The following is an 18,022-nucleotide window of genomic DNA, read 5'->3' as shown; positions in this document are numbered from 1 at the left end:
TTTAAGATCAATATTATTTCACTAAAAGAATATTTTGACAGATTTTCTGTCAGCAAGGAGGCTATTCATGACAACTTTGACAAACGACATGCAGCAAACGGTGAAAGACATCTTTGAACACCTGCACGCTCACCCTGAAATCAGCTGGGAAGAAACGAATACGACGGCTTATCTTGAGGACTTATTGAAGAAAATAGGCTGTCAAACTCGAACATTTGACGACTGTACAGGAGTGATCGGTGAAATTGGAGAAGGTTCACCAGTGGTCGCGGTGAGAGCCGATATTGATGCACTTTGGCAGGAAGTAGATGGTGAGTTTCAAGCCAATCATTCATGTGGTCACGATGCACATATGACAATGGCTCTCGGCACCTTCATGGCATTAAAAGAAAAAGAGCTCCCAAACGGCACCATCCGGTTCATTTTTCAGCCTGCTGAGGAAAAAGGCGGCGGTGCGTTGAAAATGATTGAAGAAGGTGTGCTAGCAGACGTAGATTACTTATACGGAGTACATGTGCGCCCAATTCAAGAAACATTAAACGGACGCTGCGCACCTGCGATTTTGCATGGATCGAGTAATCATTACATCGGCACAATTATTGGCGAGGAAGCTCACGGTGCACGCCCGCATCTAGGGGTCAACGTGATTGAAGTGGCTTCTACCCTCGTGCAAAGACTCGCGCATATCCATGTCGACCCAAGAGTTGCACATTCTGTGAAAATGACCAACCTACATGCTGGCGGAGGCAGTTCAAACATCATCCCTGGCAAAGCTTCTTTTACATTAGATGTCAGAGCACAAACAAATGAAGTGATGGATGAACTAGAAAAAGAAATTGAAAGAGCCGTACATTCTGTAGCAGATGCCTTTGGCGCTTCCATTTCACTTTCAACAGATCATCGTCTACCTGCCGCAACTTTGAATGAGGAAGCCGTCCAGATGATGTCTCAAGCCATTGAAAAGGTTTTAGGCAAGGAGCAGCTCGATCCGCCGCTCGTAACGACAGGTGGAGAGGATTTTCACTTTTATGCTGCAAAGCTTCCGCATATCAAATCCACGATGCTTGGTTTAGGCTGTGATCTAGAACCTGGTCTACATCATCCATATATGACATTCGACCGTTCTGCTATTTTTACTGGCATTGAGATTTTGACTGAAGCTGTTTATCAAACCCTTCAGCAGCATTCATCATAAAATAAAAAACCACCCGTTTTTTAGCGGGTGGTCTACTTGATATTATGCATTCAAATCTGACATGGCTGGGACGTTGATTTCTTTTACACAAGATACCCTTGATAAATGAATCACACATCTCGCAAGCTCCACAATATCCTGTACAGGAATTCTCGTTTCATCGTACAGAGCGATCGCTTTCTCGGCTCCATCTTCATATGGTACCTCCGCTGCCAATTCACCCGGATTGATACAGGTAACGGATATTTTATCTTTTCTCACATGCTCTCTTAGTGCATTCACAATTCCGCGCAGACCAAACTTAGATGCGACAAAAGAAACTTGTGGCAGGTTTGTATGATCAAGCCCCGCAGTTGAGCCAACCACGATGATTTTTCCATTCTCCGATTTTCTGACGTTCGGAAGCAGTGCTTGGATGTATGTAATCGTTGAGGTGACATTCACATTGATTAAATGAGCAATATCCTCTGGCTGATCATGATCAAATGAATAATCATCTTCAAAGCCTCGTTTTTCCCATAAGCCGACGTTGTAGATGAGGACATCAATGGTTTTGTTCCCCAATGCTTCGATCATCTGTGGAATATGAGATTGGCTTGATAAATCAATTTTCAGCCAAATTCTATGTACACCGTCATCTAATTTCAAACTGCTCGGTTCACTTCGTGACACAATCCACACTGTATCTCCGCTTGAAGGAAGACCCTTCACAAAAGCATCCCCTAATCCTTGACTTGCACCGAATATGATATAGTTTTTACTCATAGCTCCTCCTTCTATATCTCATGAGCTATCAGTCAGACAGCAGCTCATCTGTAAGCGTTTTATACCTCTATCATATAGGTTCTAAGATCTGGCTGCCTCTTTTATGCCTGTCTTTATTTTTCGCTTATTTGATTTCCTTTAACTCCACTGGTAACGCACGTTCTTCTATAAAGCATTGAACCATATCCATAAACAGTTCTTTCTTTTCAAACGTAAATGTATGTCCAATAGCCGGAACGATCACACCTGCTGCCTGCGGATGTGAATTCGTTATTTTCTTTGCTGACCGTTTCATAATGCCTTTCTCCTTTTCTCCCACTGTAACAAGAATTCGTGCCTTTGCTTGTTGAAACGTGTCTGGGAGCTTGTAATGGAGATTTTCTTGAAACATCGTCAGAAGGGTTTTCTTCTGCAAACTTTTTGAATCCGCCATATAGTGATTGAGTACACCCTTTGGAAGCCCCATTTTTTCAGCTTGGAGCTCGATAAACCAATCTTTCTTTAATAATGGATGCGTAAGAGGTAAAAGAGGTCTCACCATCAAGTAAAGCCATGGCAGCGGCTTCACAAGAGCGCTGTTAATGACGGCTATGTCTACGATGTCAGGTTCTTTTGATAACACCTCAACGGCAATCTGTGCTCCTAGAGAGAAGCCAACGAGTATCACTTGACGGCCTTGCGCATGCTGCTTGATCAACGAGACGACTTCAAGAGCACTTTCTCGCATGGAAAAGGACTGTTCATCTGCTCTTGTCCCGTGACCAATAAGATCAGGCGTATAGCATTCATACGCTTCCTTGAATGTTTGTATCTGTTCCTGCCACATCCAGCTACTTACTCCTCCGCCATGCAGGAAAATCATGATCGGCTTAACCCTCATCGACAACTCGTTCACCTTCCTTATATATAAGAAAAAAGCAGCCGCTTTTTGAGCAGACTGCTTTTTCATATGCTCCCTTCTTATTATAAGGGAACTTCATCACAATTGGCTATTTTTTCAAATCTTCAATCGAGTTGACGTTCTTCATATATGTCGGAACAACTAGACCCATGCGAAGACCTTTCATACTTGTACCTATATCATCATATTTCCCTTTAAACTTTGCTGCATACGTTTTATGCGTATTTGGCAGCCAAGCAGATAATGATGCATCCGCACTTCCAGTTGCAATTGCTGTCCACATTGGACCTGCTTCCACCTGAGTCAAAGTCACTTTAAATCCGAGCTCACGCAACACTTCTGCAGCAACATTGGTACTTGCAATCTCACTATCCCATGCAACGTAGGCAAGATTGACTTTGGCACCATTCGACTTTTTCACGCCTTTTGTCCATTTTGCTACTTGGTCTTTATGTTTTTTCACATATTTAACGGCAGCATCCTTTGGATTGATACCATCTTGGATATCGATCATGACTTCGCCCATGTCATCTTGAGACCATTTAAACTGACCAAGCATTTTGGCTGCATCCGGCTCATCCTTTGCAAACCCCTTACGAGAAATCGTATGAATCTCTTCCGCTTCACCGTAAGATTTTTTTGGATCATCTAAATATTTTAAATCATAGCGAGAAAACATCCAGTGTGGATTCCAACCAGTGATGATGATGGGCTTTTTACGGTCGTAAGATTTCTTGAGTGTTGCAGTCATGGCTGCACTTGATGCAGACACGACCGTCCAATCCTCTAAGCCGTAATCCTTTTTCGCTTGATCCGTTAGCGCCATAATCCCTGAACCAGGATCAATGCCGATAATGGTTTTATTCACCTGCTGTGCCGCACTCGCATTTGAGTCCGACTTTGCACCACAAGCTGCTAGTAAAAAGACAAGCAGGGCGGTCATCCCAATGTAGAGAGACTTTTTCCACATTAAGCATTCCCCCTGGTTTTTTTCGTTTTAATGTTTTGTGTAATACGGTCAAGTGTAATTGCCACAATAACAATGGCAATACCTGCTTCAAAACCAATTCCTGTTTTCAGCTGCGTTACCGCACTATATACTTCTGAACCAAGTCCTGGTGCACCTACCATTGCTGCGATAACAACCATTGATAGAGCAAGCATGATACTTTGGTTAATACCAGCTAGGATGGTTTTTGTTGCAAGTGGAAGCTGAACTTTGAACAAACGCTGGAATGTCGTTGAACCAAAGGCTTCTGTTGCTTCAATTAAATCAGAAGGTACTTGTTTAATACCGAGAATCGTCATACGAATCGTTGGCGGCATAGAGAAAATAACGGATGCCACAACGCCAGGCACAACCCCAATGTTAAAGAAGAAGATGGCTGGTAATAGATAAACGAATGCTGGCATTGTCTGCATCAAATCTAAAATAGGTGTTACAATTTTACGCACAGTTTCCTTCTGTGATGCCCAAATACCGATCGGGACTCCGATCACGATGGAAATGACCACAGCAGTTAAAACGAGCGCAAGTGTTTGAAGCATTGGATGCCAGTAGCCTAAATAGTCGATCAGTAAAAACCCGATAAGTGTGAAAAGAGCAACTCCTCTTGTACTGATCCACCAAGCAATACCGGCAAAAATAAGGGTTAAAATAATAGATGGAATCACACCAAGTGCTGCCACAATTCCATTTACTGTGCCTGCTAATCCATTTGTGATGCCATCAAAGAAACCACCAAACGTTAATGTTAACCAGTCAACAAATTGATCGATATAATCCGCGAACGGAATTCTAGGTAAATCACTCATACTAAACATCTTATTCTACCTCCTGTGCAGAAGGCTCTTGTGTTTTAATTTCCTCAAGCTTGTTAGAAGACATGTTGATATACTCATCATTACCTGATAACGCACCAATTAATGCACCTCTGACCACAATGCCCTTCATTCTGTTTTTCTCATCAACAACGGCAATCGGAATGTTCGCATCAGACACTGCATCAAAGATTTCTGTCAAATACGTAGATTCCAATACGGTTGTAAATTCTTTATCAAGAACAGTTTCTAGCGACGTATTCGTTTCTGCCGCCTTTTTCGCTGCTTGTGCAGAAATAACACCTAATAAATGCTTTTTCTTATCGACTGCATAGATTGACGAAATCCCAAGGTTTTTCATGAGCGTAAGCGCAACACGAGCCCCTTTGTCGATCTGAATTGTTTCTGCACGTTTCATAATATGACCAGCGGTTAATACTTTAGAAAGGTCAACATCTTCAACGAAACGTTCAACATATTCATTCGATGGGTTCATCAATATTTCTTCTGGTGTTCCGATCTGAACGATATTCCCGTCCTTCATGAGCACAATACGGTCGCCAATCCGAAGCGCCTCATCTAGATCATGGGTAATGAAAATGATCGTTTTCCCTACAGATGTATGAAGCTCAAGCAATTCATCCTGCATGTCTTTACGAATTAATGGGTCGAGTGCGCTGAATGCTTCATCCATTAATAAAATGTCAGGGTCATTTGCTAATGCACGTGCCAATCCAACACGCTGCTGCATCCCACCACTTAATTGGTTTGGATATTGCTCTTCAAAGCCTTCTAGTCCAACAAGCTTTAAAGATTCAAGCGCTTTTGAGCGGCGCTCTTCTTTGTCTACACCTTGTAATTCAAGACCATACTCTGTGTTTTCAAGAATGGTGCGGTGCGGGAACAATGCGAAGTTTTGGAAGACCATGCTGATCTTTTTACGTCTGACTTCACGCAATTGATCCTTTGACATATTTGTTATCATATCCCCATCAATATATATTTCGCCGGAGGTTGGTTCGATTAACCTATTTAGCAGCCGCACAAGTGTGGACTTTCCGCTCCCTGATAGCCCCATGATGACAAATATCTCGCCGTCATACACATCAAAATTTGCTCGATTGACACCAACTGTTGCGCCGGTCTCTTTAAGGATCTCTCTTTTTGTTTTCCCTTTTTCAAGCATTTGAGATGCTTTTTTAGCATTTTTACCGAAAATTTTAGATACATTATTTATCTTGATTTTGATATTTCTCTCTTCAGAATTCATATTTTCCCTCCAAATTAGCATCTTAATAACCGTAACATAAGCGTTATGATGCGAACAATCTTTAGAATTCGCTTATTTCTGCACAATATGTATGAATTCCATATAAGAGGTCTGGTGATTAGAGTTTATACGCCGTATTACTCGTAAATCCTATAGAATGCTTCATAAACTACATATTTTACGGGGTATTTCCTCTCACCAGACAATATTTTACTGGAAATTCCTAATTGTGCTAAAAAATGACTCGAATCCTTACCATAGCGGACTTTTGCAAACATGGGTGAACCATTCCCCTGAACAGGATTTACCCGAAAATGGTCACGTAGAAACCTTTTTTATTCAAATTTTAATTAAAATATTAAAAAAACTGCCTGCAACCTTAGTTACAGACAGCTTATTTTTTTAGGACTCTAGTGCAGCTCGCTTAATATTATCTTGCAGCTCAAGCATACGTTTTGTTCCATCTTCGCGTAATCGTTTGTTTTCTTCTTCGATCTGTTTTGTCTCTTTCATCCCTTGTACAATCGTATTAAAGGAAGATTCAATTGTTTCAATGTCGATACTTGGACGTCCAGACAATTTGGCAATCTCCACGCTTTGGCTTGAAATGTTTTCAGCATTTCGTTTTAGCATCTCATTTGTTCTTCTATCCAGCTCACTCATTGAATCAGCCACAAGCTTTTGTCTTTTCGCTGTCACAGCTTGAATGATGCCATTTTTAAAGATAGGTATCGTGATGATGAACGCTGAGTTGATTTTACCGATGAGTTTCGTATTCCCACGCTGCAATAAACGAATTTGCGGTGCCGTTTGAAGAGCTACCATCCGTGCCATATCAAGGTCATATACACGCTCTTCCAATGCTTGAATACCGTTACGAAGTGTATCAAGCTCCATTTGTGCTAGCTGGTTTCCACTAGCCGCTTTTTCTTCATAAGAAGGAACCAATTGCTTTAATTCCTCGATTTTCATTTGACCGGCAACGACATACTTTTCAAGCTCCATATAGTATTGAATGTTATGCTCATACATTTCTTCAAGCGTCACAGTCGATTTGGTCATTTCGTCTTTATATTTACTGATTTCCACATTAATTTTTTCAATTTCTGCACCGAGCGTTTGATATTTACTGAAAATCTTTTCAATCATGCTGCCGCCGCGCTTAAAGATTTTTGACAGTAAACCACCCTTTGGCTCGTCAAAATCATTTTTATCAAAACGATCCATAATTTTTCCAAGCTGTGTCAGCATCGTCCCTGAGTCAGTCACGCTTGTTGAACGCATCATTGAAAGAATACGATCTGAGAACTTAGAAATTTCTACAGCCGGCTGTTTTCCGTATTCAAGTAGCTCCAGCTGATTTTTCGCATCGATCTGTCTAGCAATATTTTGCACTTCTGGTTCATTTCGAAGCTGAACGCGAATATCGTCTGCCTTCTCAATGGAGATTTCCTCTTTATCAATTGAAATGATGTCATTTCCGTTTGTATTTGTCATAAGTTTTGATCTCCTTATCGGTTTTTAATGGATTGAAATAATTTTCTAACGATGGACGGCTCTTTAAACTCCTGGTTCATGACCATCTCATCAAGCCAATGGGTATCAAATAATTGGTCATCTATATACCGCTCGATACACTGGTATCCCGCCGGATGATACACGAAGAGATCCACACCCATTTCATTTAGAAAAATGAGGGCAGCCGCATCAGAACGAGTCAGCTCACCATTATATTCCGTATGATATAAAATCACTTTCGGTACGGTTTGCGCATAATCAAAAGTTTGAATGAGTTCAATAAGCTCCTGACCAATATGCAGTACCTGTTTGAATAAATAAATACGGACATCTAATTCAGTCTCATTGCCTTCTTTTAATAGCTTCGGATGCTGACAGCTTCGAGATATCGCCTCTGCTATCGCACGCTGCGTTCCCTCATATAGATGAGAAAATTGCCACACATTGCTTTTCATTAATAATTCAGGATCAATCTCTCCAGCAGATGAAAGGGCGTGCTGATAATGAAATTGATAATTCGATGTCACTTCTTTCGTAAAAGGGAAATGGCGAATGGTCTTCGTCTCTTTCCATTCCATTAACGTGTGGATACGATCCCAGTATTCACGTTTGTCTCGTGTGACTCCCATCATTTTCGCAAAGAGATTTGGAATCTGTATCGTGTCGCGGTCTGCTTGAAAATTAGGGCGAATAAAGGATCGTTCCTTTGCAATCAAAAACAACTCATCATACGTTGTCTTCAGCGTAATAGAATGAGGGGTATGATCTCTGAATTGCCACGGCTTATACAGCATTGAATCTTCCGTATGGAGCACCTCTTCAAGCTCTCTTGTCGAGCGGTACGCCACCGTTGATTTCCTCTCCGGCTTTTCAGTAGGGAACGGTTCCAGCTTCGTAGTCCCCGGATACTGATCAATAAAAGTCAGCTTTTCTTCTGGATCTAGTTCGCGGAACGAATCCTCGCCCTCTGGATGAAATAGTACAACATCACAGCCAATCAGCATGACATAGTAAAGAAAATAAAGCTGACTTTTATTCGCCTCTCCATACCAAATGACAGCCGGCATTTTTTCTTCTATATTGACTTCCTTCAGCCATGGACCTAGATGATTATTTGAGAACTTTACGACATCCAGCAAAACACGGCGGAAATCGGGATGCTGAAATCCGCCTTCATGCAGCTGCTTGAAATGCTCAAACACCTTGATCAATGAAAGACGGATATGCCGGTTCATCACTGGGTTTGGATGGCGTACAATCAGCTGTTCACCATCTAAGAAAGCCACAAAGCGATTCACGGACAGTCCCTTTTCTTCTTGGTTAATCAAATGAATGCGTTGAAGCGCTTGAAAATGCTCCGGCTCAATATGACGATTGAGCGTTTCACTTAAAATATGAATGCCATCTGTTTCATATAATTCATGTAAATAAATAAAATAATCGGTTGCATCATGCGGAGTTCCAAGGACCCGGGCGGCGAGACGCGGCAAGGACAATGTATGCTCATCCTTTACATAACCATCTCTTTCAGGGAGCGGCTTTTTCAGCACGTTTTTCCAGGCTTCCTGCTCCGCCCGTGTTTGGTTAACAATGATTTCTTTATAACTCACGCCGCTCCTTCCTTTCTCCTATATTTTCTCGAAAGCTACTACTATCATATCATTCACCCTTCTACTTCTGCTATCGAATCGAGGGCTTTTTTGCGGTCGTCATCTGCTTTTTGACACAAGCGGTGATTTCATCTGCTGCTGCCATGCCAGATGCTACTGTCGGCTCAAGTAACGGATGAAAGTCGAGCACTTCTCCATGCCTTGGGGCAAAGCCCATATCCGCCTGTCGAATAAGTCCTGCATCTAAGAGGGAATCACCCGCTCCATATACATATTCAAGCGCCAGCCGTTCCTTTAGAAAAGCAACAGCATCCCACTTATTGAGCGGTGCCGGAATAAAATAAAGCTTCCGCCCTTGTAGAGACACCTGCCAGCCTCTTTCCTCGCCCCACTGCTTCAATTCGGCAAGTGGAATGCGAGAAAGATACTCATCTTTCATAATCAAATAAAGAAATCTTCCCTCTGCTGTCCGGGTACGCTTCACCCATGCCGCAACTGGCAGTTCGGAGATGGCTCTTAGCATCTCTCTGACTGACATACACGCTTTGAGCCTCTCATCAACAATGACCTGCCAATCCTCAAGCGGCTTGCCGTGATGCAGGATACAGCCCCCATTTGTCGTGACGGCATACTCGGGTTTGAGCTCTTGCTGAAAGAAGGTGATCCGTTCATATTGAGCGGTCGTTCTTGTCGTCACTGGAATGAACCAGCCTAACTGATGAATCATCTGCAAAGACTTCTTCGTTTCAACCGACATATAGGAAAGCGGACGCTCATCCAGCATCTCAACTAAATCATAATCTCCATCATACTCATACTGATCTAGCACTCGGTGTGAATAAATCAGCGTCCGGTCTAAATCACTGGCAAACGCACTTGTCTTCATGATGTCTGCTCCAACGGACGAATAAGTCCACAGCACGTATAGGACATATTGGCATATTCAATGACAGGAACGCCTCTGTCCTCTGCCAGAAGCAAAATATGCTTTAGCTTTTCCTGAGACCCAGGCTGAATTAAGATTTTCCAAGGAATTCTTCTCAGCAGCACACGGGTCGTCTCACCAACACCCGGTTTAATCAAATGAGTGTTTTCAATTTGAAACTCCTGACCGATCGCTTCAATCGACGCCATCCCCCGCCAATCCGCAGGCATCCCTTGCGTGAGGATGGTCTCTGCTTTCTCTTCTAGATTTGGTTCGAGGCTAGAAAAGGCTTCTTCAATTGTATCCACATACAGATTGGACACATCCTCATCAAGCAGCTCTTCATAATATTTTGCCCCATGGAAATCATCGGCATTGATCCAACGGTTGTTTAGTACCGTCCGACTAACAAGTCCAGATACAGTCGAATTCAGACAAGCACTAGGAATGAGAAAGTCCTCTCTCGTTCCGTAGACTGGTGTACAATAGCCTGGATCAGCGAGTACAGCCAGTTCACTAGAAAGACGAATACCGTACTTTCTTTCAAAATCAATCACCGCTTTTTGGAGCTCTCTCGAAATCGCACCTTTTCCGGTCCATCCATCAATAAAGGCAATCTCATAGCCCGGATGTTCCTTGAGCATATAATGCAGCGCATTCTCATCAATTCCTCGATCACGAATGATTGAGATGCTGTAATGAGGCAGTTCAAGACCATATGTCTTTCGAATATATCGTTTGATGAGCACCCCGATCGGCGTTCCCGCTCTAGCCAAACTGCAAAGCACCGTTTGGAAGCCTCGCCTTTTCACAATCTGTTCTGCTACAACAGCTACTGCTTCTGCTACCTTCTCCTTACTTTCTTTCAGAGATTCATAGAATAAATCCATATAAGATTCCGTTGGTTTATATTCAATCGGCAGCATTTCTGAATAATGCGCACCACTCTGAATCGAACGCTCCCGCTCCTCTGTACTTTTTTCCATCTCAATGGATGATAAATCTTTGAGTAAGAAGGTTACATCCTGCTCTGGATAGCTTCCCATCTTTGTATACACATTAGCCATTCACCTTCACCTCGTCTGATAAAGTCACAATATGCACATGCTTCACATGCCGCTCAGCAAATAAATGAACAAGCGGAAGCAATGCCTCCTGAGAGACCCTTTTCTCAAAGAAGAGAAATACATCATCATATTGACCTTTTGGTATGTTGTACACGTAATGCTGAATTCGAGCATCCTCTGGACTCACAAAGGTGAACCCATTTTGAACAGCATATCCATCCTTTTCAACTGGATGAATAGGGCTTCTCGTCGTTGAATGAAAGAGAACGCCCTCTCCCATATAGGCAGCCACTCTCATCGGTACATACATCAGCTCACCTGTTCCTAAACAAAGTGTCTGCTTTCCTTTGCGTTCCTTCTTCAGTTTCAATCCAGCCTCTGCGGCTGCTTGGTCGATGGCTGCCGTATTTGCTGCGTTTAAACCAAAACGACCCGTTTCATGTATATATGGCGAATGACCTGCCGAATTGGTTGCATGAGAACGTGCATACGGCACTTGCTGAAAGAAAGATTGAAGAGAGTGAAAAGAGAGATTTGGCAGATCCTTTTGCTCAGCAATCTCATACGAATAAGCTGGTTCATCCAGCGTTTTGCCCCGAAAGACCATTTGCCCTTTTAATAAAGACAATGAGGTGATGTGAATACCAAGCTCCTTTTCAAGCTCACAGATGGCTTTTTCGTGCTCCTCTGTCCTCCAGTCTAAAATAGAAAGAATCGTGTAAGAATGTCGCGGGTGCTTTGCATGAAGATCCCGGATGATATTGATATTCGTACGGCCTGTCGTGACTTCATCATCTACTAGCACGATAGGACGGACTGTTCTAAGCAATGATACGTCTGCATAACAAAGCTGATCCGTTGCATGTGAATGCTCTTCTTCAAAGACCAATGAAGGATCAAGATCCAGCAACTGCTCACGTGTCGTATGAATGTAAGATGCTCCTTCTAAGACGTCATACACACCGTGTCCAAGAGCGGTTGCTGTTTCTGCAAAGCCGATCACGATCGGCTGTTTTCCTACTGAAAGTTTCTCTTTTTTGAGCGCTTCGTAGGCTTTAGATAATACTGCGTGGTCATCTGTCTTGAGTGCTTCTACTAAAAGATCTTGATGCGGAGACGTCTTGCCTGTTTGCTCTTTGGCATACGCCATGGCTAAAAGACCCGAGACAAGGAGCGGTTTGACTGGATGAACAGGAATGTGTTTGCCAAGCACCTTACTAACGAATAAAAAGGCTCTTTTTTTGTTCACCCTTGCCGCCATGTCAAAAAGATGCTCTTTTTCTAGGTCAAGCGCACCTTCTTTGAGATCAAGCTCAACTTCCATATGTTCCAAGATGCTCAGCGTATGCGGCTTCTGCTTCTGTGAGTATGTCGATATAGCTTCTGTTTTCATGAAACACCCCGTAAATATCTGACTTCATTAAAATGTGCTCTGCCCATCTGTAATGGGGCTTCGTTTCATTCATTTTATTAGAGAAGGTACTCTTCATTACGCCAACTGTGCCGTCTGCATGTTCAAGAATGCTTAATGCATCCATATACTCTTCCTTCGTCACAACGTACATGCTTTGAACCGGCTTGAGATGTGTTGGATGAATAACCGTCTTCCCATGAATGCCGTTAGCCACATCGAGTTTTGTCTCCTTCAGTAAACCTTGTACGTCATCAAATTCAGATGAAGACGATTCACCACTCTTATGAGAAAGTGCCCGAATGAATGGCTTTTGTTCCTTTCGCGCAGGACCAAAATGCTCCCACACAGCCCCAGATATCACAAAAGAACGGCCAAAATAATTGATGATATCTGTAATCAAGTCAGCAATCAAATGAATTTCATATATGGTCGTGTCACGATCACGGCGAATCCCGTACAAACCACAAAGATCCGTTGCCCCAATGCGAATATTCAAAATATATTCCTCGTCATTCAGCAAAATCTGCTTTAACTCTGACAACACCGTATATCTTGTTTCTTTTTCTAGTAAATCGGGTGTTTCCAAAATGGGCATCCCATAAAGGGTTGTCTGCGTTTTGGCCGATGCCTGTTTCAGACTGTCCAAATATTCCTTCGCATTATGAACGGAGCACTTCGGGAACACAAAACCGGTAAGTAATTGAAGAGAGGAACCGAGCAAGTCTGCCATTTTGAGCAGCTGTTTCGGCGAACGAACGCGAATAAATATAAGAGGCACATGTTCAGCCGTTTCAGGAGCATGCGTGACTTTCTCTTTGAGACTGGTCAGTTGTGCCACTAGATTCTGTTCAGCCATATCCACTTCTTGATCACCGATGGCATCCTCCAAGCAAAAGACAACAGAGCAAAGCGCTTCATATTTCTGCGACAGCAGCATATCTGCTATATCTTGTCTTGTCGCAGGCATATACAAAGTAGCACCTAATGCATGCGCAAGTACGTGCCTTGGTGTCAATGAATGCATCGCCCCCGGCCGCTTGAAAAAAAGATCGTGCTGCCTCGCCTCTGATAAAAATCGAAAATACCGCATGCTGTGCCACCTCCTGTTGTTTAGAGAAAATCAATAACCTGATGATTCAAAAAAGGATGGAGCCGCTAGTCAACTCCATTCCTTTTTGATCATCCTATTCTTCTTTTGAAGCCGCAGCTTCGTTTGTCACATCTTGATGTTTCTTCTTATTGATTTTATGAACAATAAATGTTCCGATAAACGCTAGAATAATAATCGCAAAGAATGCAAGATGCGGAATTTCAATATGTGCAGCACTTAAACCCATTTTGATAGCAATAATCCCGATGAGAATAAACGCGGTATTCTCAAGCTCTGGAATACGGTCAATGAGGACAAGGAATAACTGTGCCACTGTACGCATCATGAGAATACCAAGCATTCCGCCTAATAGCAGAATCCATACTTGCTCAGATACTGCGAATGCCGCAAGAATACTGTCCACCGAGAAGGCAAGGTCCATAATTTCCACAGAAATAACGGTTGCCCAGAACACGCCAAATACGCGAATCATCCAGCCTTCTTTTTTCAATTCCTTCGCTTCATCATCTCCGTCACCTAACCAGAAGTGCTTAATGACAAGCCATGCTAAATATGCAGCTCCGAGAACCTTAATCCACCAGAACTTAATCAGCAGCATCCCTACGCCAATGAATAGAAAACGGAAGAAATAAGCGCCAATTAATCCGTAGGTTAATGCCTTTTTACGCTGCTTTTCTGGTAAGTGTTTCACCATGACGGCTAATACAAGTGCGTTATCTGCTGATAACAATCCTTCAAGCACAACAAGGGTCCCAATGAGTCCCCAAGAGACAGGGTTTGTTAATACCTCTGCCCACATATGCCAATCAAAAAACGAGGCATAGGTGTCCAACATATGTTTCAAAATGTCCAACTGGTTTTCCTCCTATAAGTGTAGAAGCATCAGCAGGCTTTCGCCTGCTGTTATTCTTGATCGCTGTTTCTTTCTCACTTTGGAAAAGGCCCTCATATGAGTTATTGGCAGCGCCTCTTGAATCGATTGATGTCTCGTCGTTTATACTTCTAACCCATAATTTTGACAAAGAGCTGCAAGTCCGCCAGAGAATCCGCTTCCGATCGCGTTAAACTTCCAATCGCTTCCGTGGCGGTATAGTTCACATACCACAACAGCTGTTTCGATTGAGAAGTCTTCCCCTAAATCAAAGCGAATCAATTCTTCCCCGCCCTCTTCATTTACAACACGAACAAACGCATTTGAGACTTGTCCAAAATTCTGGCTGCGCGCCTCTGCATCATGAATCGTTACTGTAATTCCGATACGATCAATGTTAGCAGGAATTTTTGAGAAATCAACGAGAATTTGCTCGTCATCTCCATCTCCTTCACCCGTCCGGTTATCACCTGTATGAGTGACACTGCCGCTTGGATGCTGAAGGTTATTATAGAAAACAAAGTCTGTGTCTTGCTGACAACGATTGTTTGCATCCACTAAGAATGCTGAAGCGTCCAAATCAAATTCGGCTCCACCTGAATATTTATTCGTATCCCACCCAAGACCGATCATCACTTTCGTCAGTCCTGGGTTGGTTTTTGTTAAATCGACACGTTGTCCTTTTGATAGCTGAATCGCCATATTCGAATCTCTCCTGTCCGTTGAAAATATAAAACGAGCTGTTACCCGATATCTAAGCCGAAGTCCGTTGCAATGCGGGCAAGTCCGCCTTGATAGCCCGATCCGACAGCTGAGAATTTCCATTCTCCGCCGTGACGGTATAATTCACCTACAATAATCGCTGTCTCAATAGAGAAGTCCTCTGCCAAATCGTAGCGAATCAGTTCTTCATTTGATGCTGCATTTAAAATACGGACGTAAGCGTTAGAAACCTGTCCAAAGTTTTGGCTGCGTGCTTCTGCGTCATGGATTGTAATGACGAAGGAGATTTTCTCAATACTCGCTGGTACAGTTGAAAGATCAACATTGACCTGCTCGTCATCTCCGTCTCCTTCACCTGTACGGTTATCGCCCGTATGTACGATACTTCCGCCACCGCCAGTTGTTTGATTGTAGAAAACAAAGTCAGATGGAGAGTTTGCTTTCCCTGCTGCATCTAAAAGGAATACGCTTGCGTCTAGATCAAAGTCATGTCCGCCATCATACTTGTTTACATCCCAGCCAAGACCTACGACTACTTTTGTTAAACCTGGATTCGTTTTTGTTAAATCAATTTTTTGACCTTTCGCTAAAGAAATTCCCACTAGGAATCTCTCCCTTCTGATTAAATGTAGTTTCTCGTAATATCGGCAAGCTTCGCATCGTTTGTACCATTTCCTACAGCAACAAACTTCCATTCATTTTCGTGGCGATAAAGCTCTCCAACGATTAATGATGTTTTCCCTGCATATTCATCTTTTAAATTATATTTCACTAGTTCTTGATTGTTTGAACGATCGACAATGCGAATGTACGCATTTTGAATCATACCAAAATGTTGATTTCTTCTAAGTGCATCATAGATGTTCACTACAAACACCAATTTATTCACATTGCCTGGCACCTTGCTTAAGTTGACGAGGACTTGTTCATCATCTCCGTCTCCTTCACCTGTCAGGTTGTCACCTGTATGCTCAACACTGCCGCACTTGCTTTTCAAGTTACCAAAGTAAATCAAATCTTTATTTTCAACAAACTTATCATTTTTCAGCATGAGCACTGAAGCGTCACAATCAATATCAGCGCCGCCTCCGCCACCAAACAGCTTACCTAAAAATCCGCCGCCTTGTGAAACTGGGTCCCAACCAAGTCCAACAAGAATATTCGTTAGCCCTGCTTTGCCTTTTGTTAAATCAATACGTTGACCCTTTTCTAATGTAATCGCCAAATCAATCACTCCTCCAGCATAATAAAAATCTATTTATTAAGCGATGGACCCTATTAAAATCATCATACATGAAAATTCGACAAATTTCATGAAATGACCTTGGAGCCTCTTACTCTTTTTTCTATTTACTAGTATATACGATCTACGTTCAAGATAGGTTTCAAACAGATGATATTTTTTTAACGAAAGATCCATGTTGAAAATGATTCATGTCGTAAATGAAGTGTTTCATGTGAAACATTGTCGAAAATTCTTGTCCACAGCTCTTACTGATAAATAACGTATTAATGTGGTTTCATATGTTGAAATAGAAAAGATAAAGCATAAAGTCAAAGAATAAACCCTTTCGTTTCCTTCCATCCGTTGATTTCTTTATACTTATATCCAACGTATTATCGAAAGGATGTTGATGATGCCATCACTTCATATATTAGATCAAGTCGCCATTCCTAAAGGTCAGACAGCACAAGAGACATTGATTCACACAACGCAGCTGGCTCAGCTTGCAGAAACCCTCGGGTATGAGCGTTATTGGTTTGCTGAACACCACAGCACAAGAGGGCTCGCTAGTACAGCACCTGAAATATTAATGGCACATATTGCCGCTCATACATCGACCTTACGTACAGGGTCTGGCGGCATTTTACTTCCGCAGTACAGCCCCTTTAAAGTAGCAGAGGTCACGCGGCAGCTTGAAGCTCTGTATCCAGGACGAATTGAAATCGGTGTCGGTAAATCTCCGGGCGGAATTGAAAGGACGAGACTGGCTTTGACAGACGGCGTGCATAAAGACCTATCTCAGTTTGACCGCCAGCTGAAGGATCTTCTCTTTTACTTATCAGACAGCCTGCCTTCTGGACACCCGCATGCAGGAGTCAAAGCTTCTCCGCTTGTTGATGCTCATCCGCCGGTTTGGCTGCTTGGTTTAGGAGAAAATAGCGCCATGCAAGCAGCAGAGCTTGGAATCAACTATATTTTTGGTCACTTTATCCACCCTGCACGCGGTAAACAAGCATTCGAGACGTATCGATCTCACTTTTCTCCATCTGTCTTTTCCACTCAGTCGCACGCTATGTTTGCCGTGTTTGTCATTTGTAGTGAAACTGATGAAGAGGCCGAACGGATCGCCAGTAGTACAGATTTATGGCTGCTGCGTGTTGAAAAAGGACTGGACAGCCGCGTCCCCTCTATAGAAGAAGCCAGCACCTATCACTACACCTCGCAGGAAAAGAAAAAAGTGTTACAAAACCGCCAGCGGATGATCGTCGGCTCAAAGGCAACGGTAAAAGAGCAATTACTTCGCTTGATGGACCGCTATCAAACGGATGACATCATGATTCTCAACAATTCATTTGATCCGATAGAAAAACAGCGTTCCTTCAAACGAATCGCAGAACTATTTTGAAGCCAATCCCCTTGGCTTCTTTTTTACGTTGTCATAAAAAATGGGAAATGTAACATAGAGATGTCAAAATCCTTCCGCCTGTCATCTGATCGCAAATGTGTCTTCTAATCGTTAGCGAACTGTAAACGCATAAAGGGTGTACCTTTTATATAGTAGAGGTACATATAAAAGAACCGTTTACGACGCTAGAAGGAAGGAGAT

Annotated in this window: 17 protein-coding genes; 2 read left to right on the top strand and 15 right to left on the bottom strand. The window is 42.7% G+C overall.

The window, feature by feature from the left end:
- Positions 1-67 precede the first annotated feature (67 nt).
- On the top strand, positions 68-1,195 hold the full coding sequence (locus tag MKX52_RS01715; RefSeq protein ID WP_088000822.1) for a M20 peptidase aminoacylase family protein: 1,128 nt from the start codon (positions 68-70) through the stop codon (positions 1,193-1,195).
- 42 nt (positions 1,196-1,237) lie between these two features.
- Here MKX52_RS01715 and MKX52_RS01710 read toward each other — a convergent pair whose 3' ends face one another.
- The 15 genes from MKX52_RS01710 to MKX52_RS01640 form a co-directional block, all read right to left on the bottom strand.
- Complete coding sequence (locus MKX52_RS01710; protein ID WP_012008844.1) at positions 1,238-1,960, bottom strand: SDR family oxidoreductase; 723 nt, start codon at positions 1,958-1,960, stop codon at positions 1,238-1,240.
- 124 nt (positions 1,961-2,084) lie between these two features.
- The gene (locus MKX52_RS01705; RefSeq protein WP_342491342.1) at positions 2,085-2,909 is read right to left on the bottom strand and encodes an alpha/beta hydrolase; all 825 of its coding nucleotides are present in this window, start codon (positions 2,907-2,909) and stop codon (positions 2,085-2,087) included.
- Positions 2,910-2,949: 40 nt separating this feature from the next.
- Complete coding sequence (locus MKX52_RS01700) at positions 2,950-3,831, bottom strand: glycine betaine ABC transporter substrate-binding protein (RefSeq protein ID WP_342491341.1); 882 nt, start codon at positions 3,829-3,831, stop codon at positions 2,950-2,952.
- Positions 3,831-4,676 carry a glycine/proline betaine ABC transporter permease subunit OpuAB gene (opuAB, locus tag MKX52_RS01695; protein WP_012008841.1) on the bottom strand — a complete coding sequence of 282 codons (846 nt, stop codon included), beginning with the start codon at positions 4,674-4,676 and terminating at the stop codon, positions 3,831-3,833. Before opuAB ends, MKX52_RS01700 begins: the two co-directional genes overlap by 1 nt.
- A gap of 10 nt (positions 4,677-4,686) precedes the next feature.
- Positions 4,687-5,952, bottom strand: coding sequence for a glycine/proline betaine ABC transporter ATP-binding protein OpuAA (gene opuAA / locus MKX52_RS01690; protein WP_012008840.1), 1,266 nt, complete (start codon positions 5,950-5,952; stop codon positions 4,687-4,689).
- 402 nt (positions 5,953-6,354) lie between these two features.
- Complete coding sequence (locus MKX52_RS01685; protein ID WP_003217200.1) at positions 6,355-7,449, bottom strand: toxic anion resistance protein; 1,095 nt, start codon at positions 7,447-7,449, stop codon at positions 6,355-6,357.
- A gap of 14 nt (positions 7,450-7,463) precedes the next feature.
- Complete coding sequence (locus MKX52_RS01680; protein ID WP_342491340.1) at positions 7,464-9,080, bottom strand: YceG family protein; 1,617 nt, start codon at positions 9,078-9,080, stop codon at positions 7,464-7,466.
- 70 nt (positions 9,081-9,150) lie between these two features.
- Positions 9,151-9,966: an HAD family hydrolase gene (locus MKX52_RS01675; protein ID WP_342491339.1), complete on the bottom strand. Its 816-nt coding sequence runs from the start codon at positions 9,964-9,966 to the stop codon at positions 9,151-9,153.
- Positions 9,963-11,072 (bottom strand): cysteine protease StiP family protein, encoded by a 1,110-nt coding sequence (locus MKX52_RS01670; RefSeq protein WP_144473656.1) that lies wholly within the window; start codon positions 11,070-11,072, stop codon positions 9,963-9,965. Before MKX52_RS01670 ends, MKX52_RS01675 begins: the two co-directional genes overlap by 4 nt.
- Complete coding sequence (locus MKX52_RS01665; RefSeq protein WP_342491865.1) at positions 11,065-12,396, bottom strand: phosphoribosyltransferase family protein; 1,332 nt, start codon at positions 12,394-12,396, stop codon at positions 11,065-11,067. The genes MKX52_RS01670 and MKX52_RS01665 overlap by 8 nt, the downstream gene beginning before the upstream one ends.
- Positions 12,386-13,576: an HpcH/HpaI aldolase/citrate lyase family protein gene (locus tag MKX52_RS01660; RefSeq protein WP_144457188.1), complete on the bottom strand. Its 1,191-nt coding sequence runs from the start codon at positions 13,574-13,576 to the stop codon at positions 12,386-12,388. The genes MKX52_RS01665 and MKX52_RS01660 overlap by 11 nt, the downstream gene beginning before the upstream one ends.
- Positions 13,577-13,670: 94 nt before the next feature.
- Positions 13,671-14,450, bottom strand: a complete 780-nt coding sequence (locus MKX52_RS01655) for a TerC family protein (protein WP_342491338.1) — start codon at positions 14,448-14,450, stop codon at positions 13,671-13,673.
- Positions 14,451-14,591: 141 nt separating this feature from the next.
- On the bottom strand, positions 14,592-15,170 hold the full coding sequence (locus MKX52_RS01650; protein ID WP_007498343.1) for a TerD family protein: 579 nt from the start codon (positions 15,168-15,170) through the stop codon (positions 14,592-14,594).
- Positions 15,171-15,211: 41 nt separating this feature from the next.
- Positions 15,212-15,793: a TerD family protein gene (locus MKX52_RS01645; protein ID WP_008342133.1), complete on the bottom strand. Its 582-nt coding sequence runs from the start codon at positions 15,791-15,793 to the stop codon at positions 15,212-15,214.
- A 20-nt stretch (positions 15,794-15,813) separates the two neighbouring features.
- The gene (locus MKX52_RS01640; RefSeq protein ID WP_008342134.1) at positions 15,814-16,416 is read right to left on the bottom strand and encodes a TerD family protein; all 603 of its coding nucleotides are present in this window, start codon (positions 16,414-16,416) and stop codon (positions 15,814-15,816) included.
- Between the two features lie 412 nt (positions 16,417-16,828).
- Between MKX52_RS01640 and MKX52_RS01635 the strand changes: the two genes are divergently transcribed.
- A complete protein-coding gene (locus MKX52_RS01635) occupies positions 16,829-17,821 on the top strand; it encodes an LLM class flavin-dependent oxidoreductase (RefSeq protein WP_342491337.1) in 993 nt (330 codons plus the stop codon).
- Positions 17,822-18,022 lie beyond the last annotated feature (201 nt).

The sequence above is a fragment of the Bacillus sp. FSL R5-0422 genome, from assembly GCF_038610765.1.
Classification (GTDB): domain Bacteria; phylum Bacillota; class Bacilli; order Bacillales; family Bacillaceae; genus Bacillus; species Bacillus pumilus_O.
This window is presented reverse-complemented; position numbering and strand designations above follow the sequence as displayed.

Bases quoted from the DNA above. Each gene is read 5' to 3' on its own strand.
- MKX52_RS01700 (WP_342491341.1), bottom strand. From the start codon at position 3,831: ATGTGGAAAAAGTCTCTCTACATTGGGATGACCGCCCTGCTTGTCTTT.
- MKX52_RS01710 (WP_012008844.1), bottom strand. From the start codon at position 1,960: ATGAGTAAAAACTATATCATATTCGGTGCAAGTCAAGGATTAGGGGAT.
- MKX52_RS01675 (WP_342491339.1), bottom strand. From the start codon at position 9,966: ATGAAGACAAGTGCGTTTGCCAGTGATTTAGACCGGACGCTGATTTAT.
- MKX52_RS01635 (WP_342491337.1), top strand. From the start codon at position 16,829: ATGCCATCACTTCATATATTAGATCAAGTCGCCATTCCTAAAGGTCAG.
- MKX52_RS01650 (WP_007498343.1), bottom strand. From the start codon at position 15,170: ATGGCGATTCAGCTATCAAAAGGACAACGTGTCGATTTAACAAAAACC.
- MKX52_RS01705 (WP_342491342.1), bottom strand. From the start codon at position 2,909: ATGAAAAAGCAGTCTGCTCAAAAAGCGGCTGCTTTTTTCTTATATATA.
- MKX52_RS01660 (WP_144457188.1), bottom strand. From the start codon at position 13,576: ATGCGGTATTTTCGATTTTTATCAGAGGCGAGGCAGCACGATCTTTTT.
- MKX52_RS01670 (WP_144473656.1), bottom strand. From the start codon at position 11,072: ATGGCTAATGTGTATACAAAGATGGGAAGCTATCCAGAGCAGGATGTA.
- MKX52_RS01715 (WP_088000822.1), top strand. From the start codon at position 68: ATGACAACTTTGACAAACGACATGCAGCAAACGGTGAAAGACATCTTT.
- MKX52_RS01665 (WP_342491865.1), bottom strand. From the start codon at position 12,396: ATGGAAGTTGAGCTTGATCTCAAAGAAGGTGCGCTTGACCTAGAAAAA.
- opuAA (WP_012008840.1), bottom strand. From the start codon at position 5,952: ATGAATTCTGAAGAGAGAAATATCAAAATCAAGATAAATAATGTATCT.
- opuAB (WP_012008841.1), bottom strand. From the start codon at position 4,676: ATGAGTGATTTACCTAGAATTCCGTTCGCGGATTATATCGATCAATTT.
- MKX52_RS01685 (WP_003217200.1), bottom strand. From the start codon at position 7,449: ATGACAAATACAAACGGAAATGACATCATTTCAATTGATAAAGAGGAA.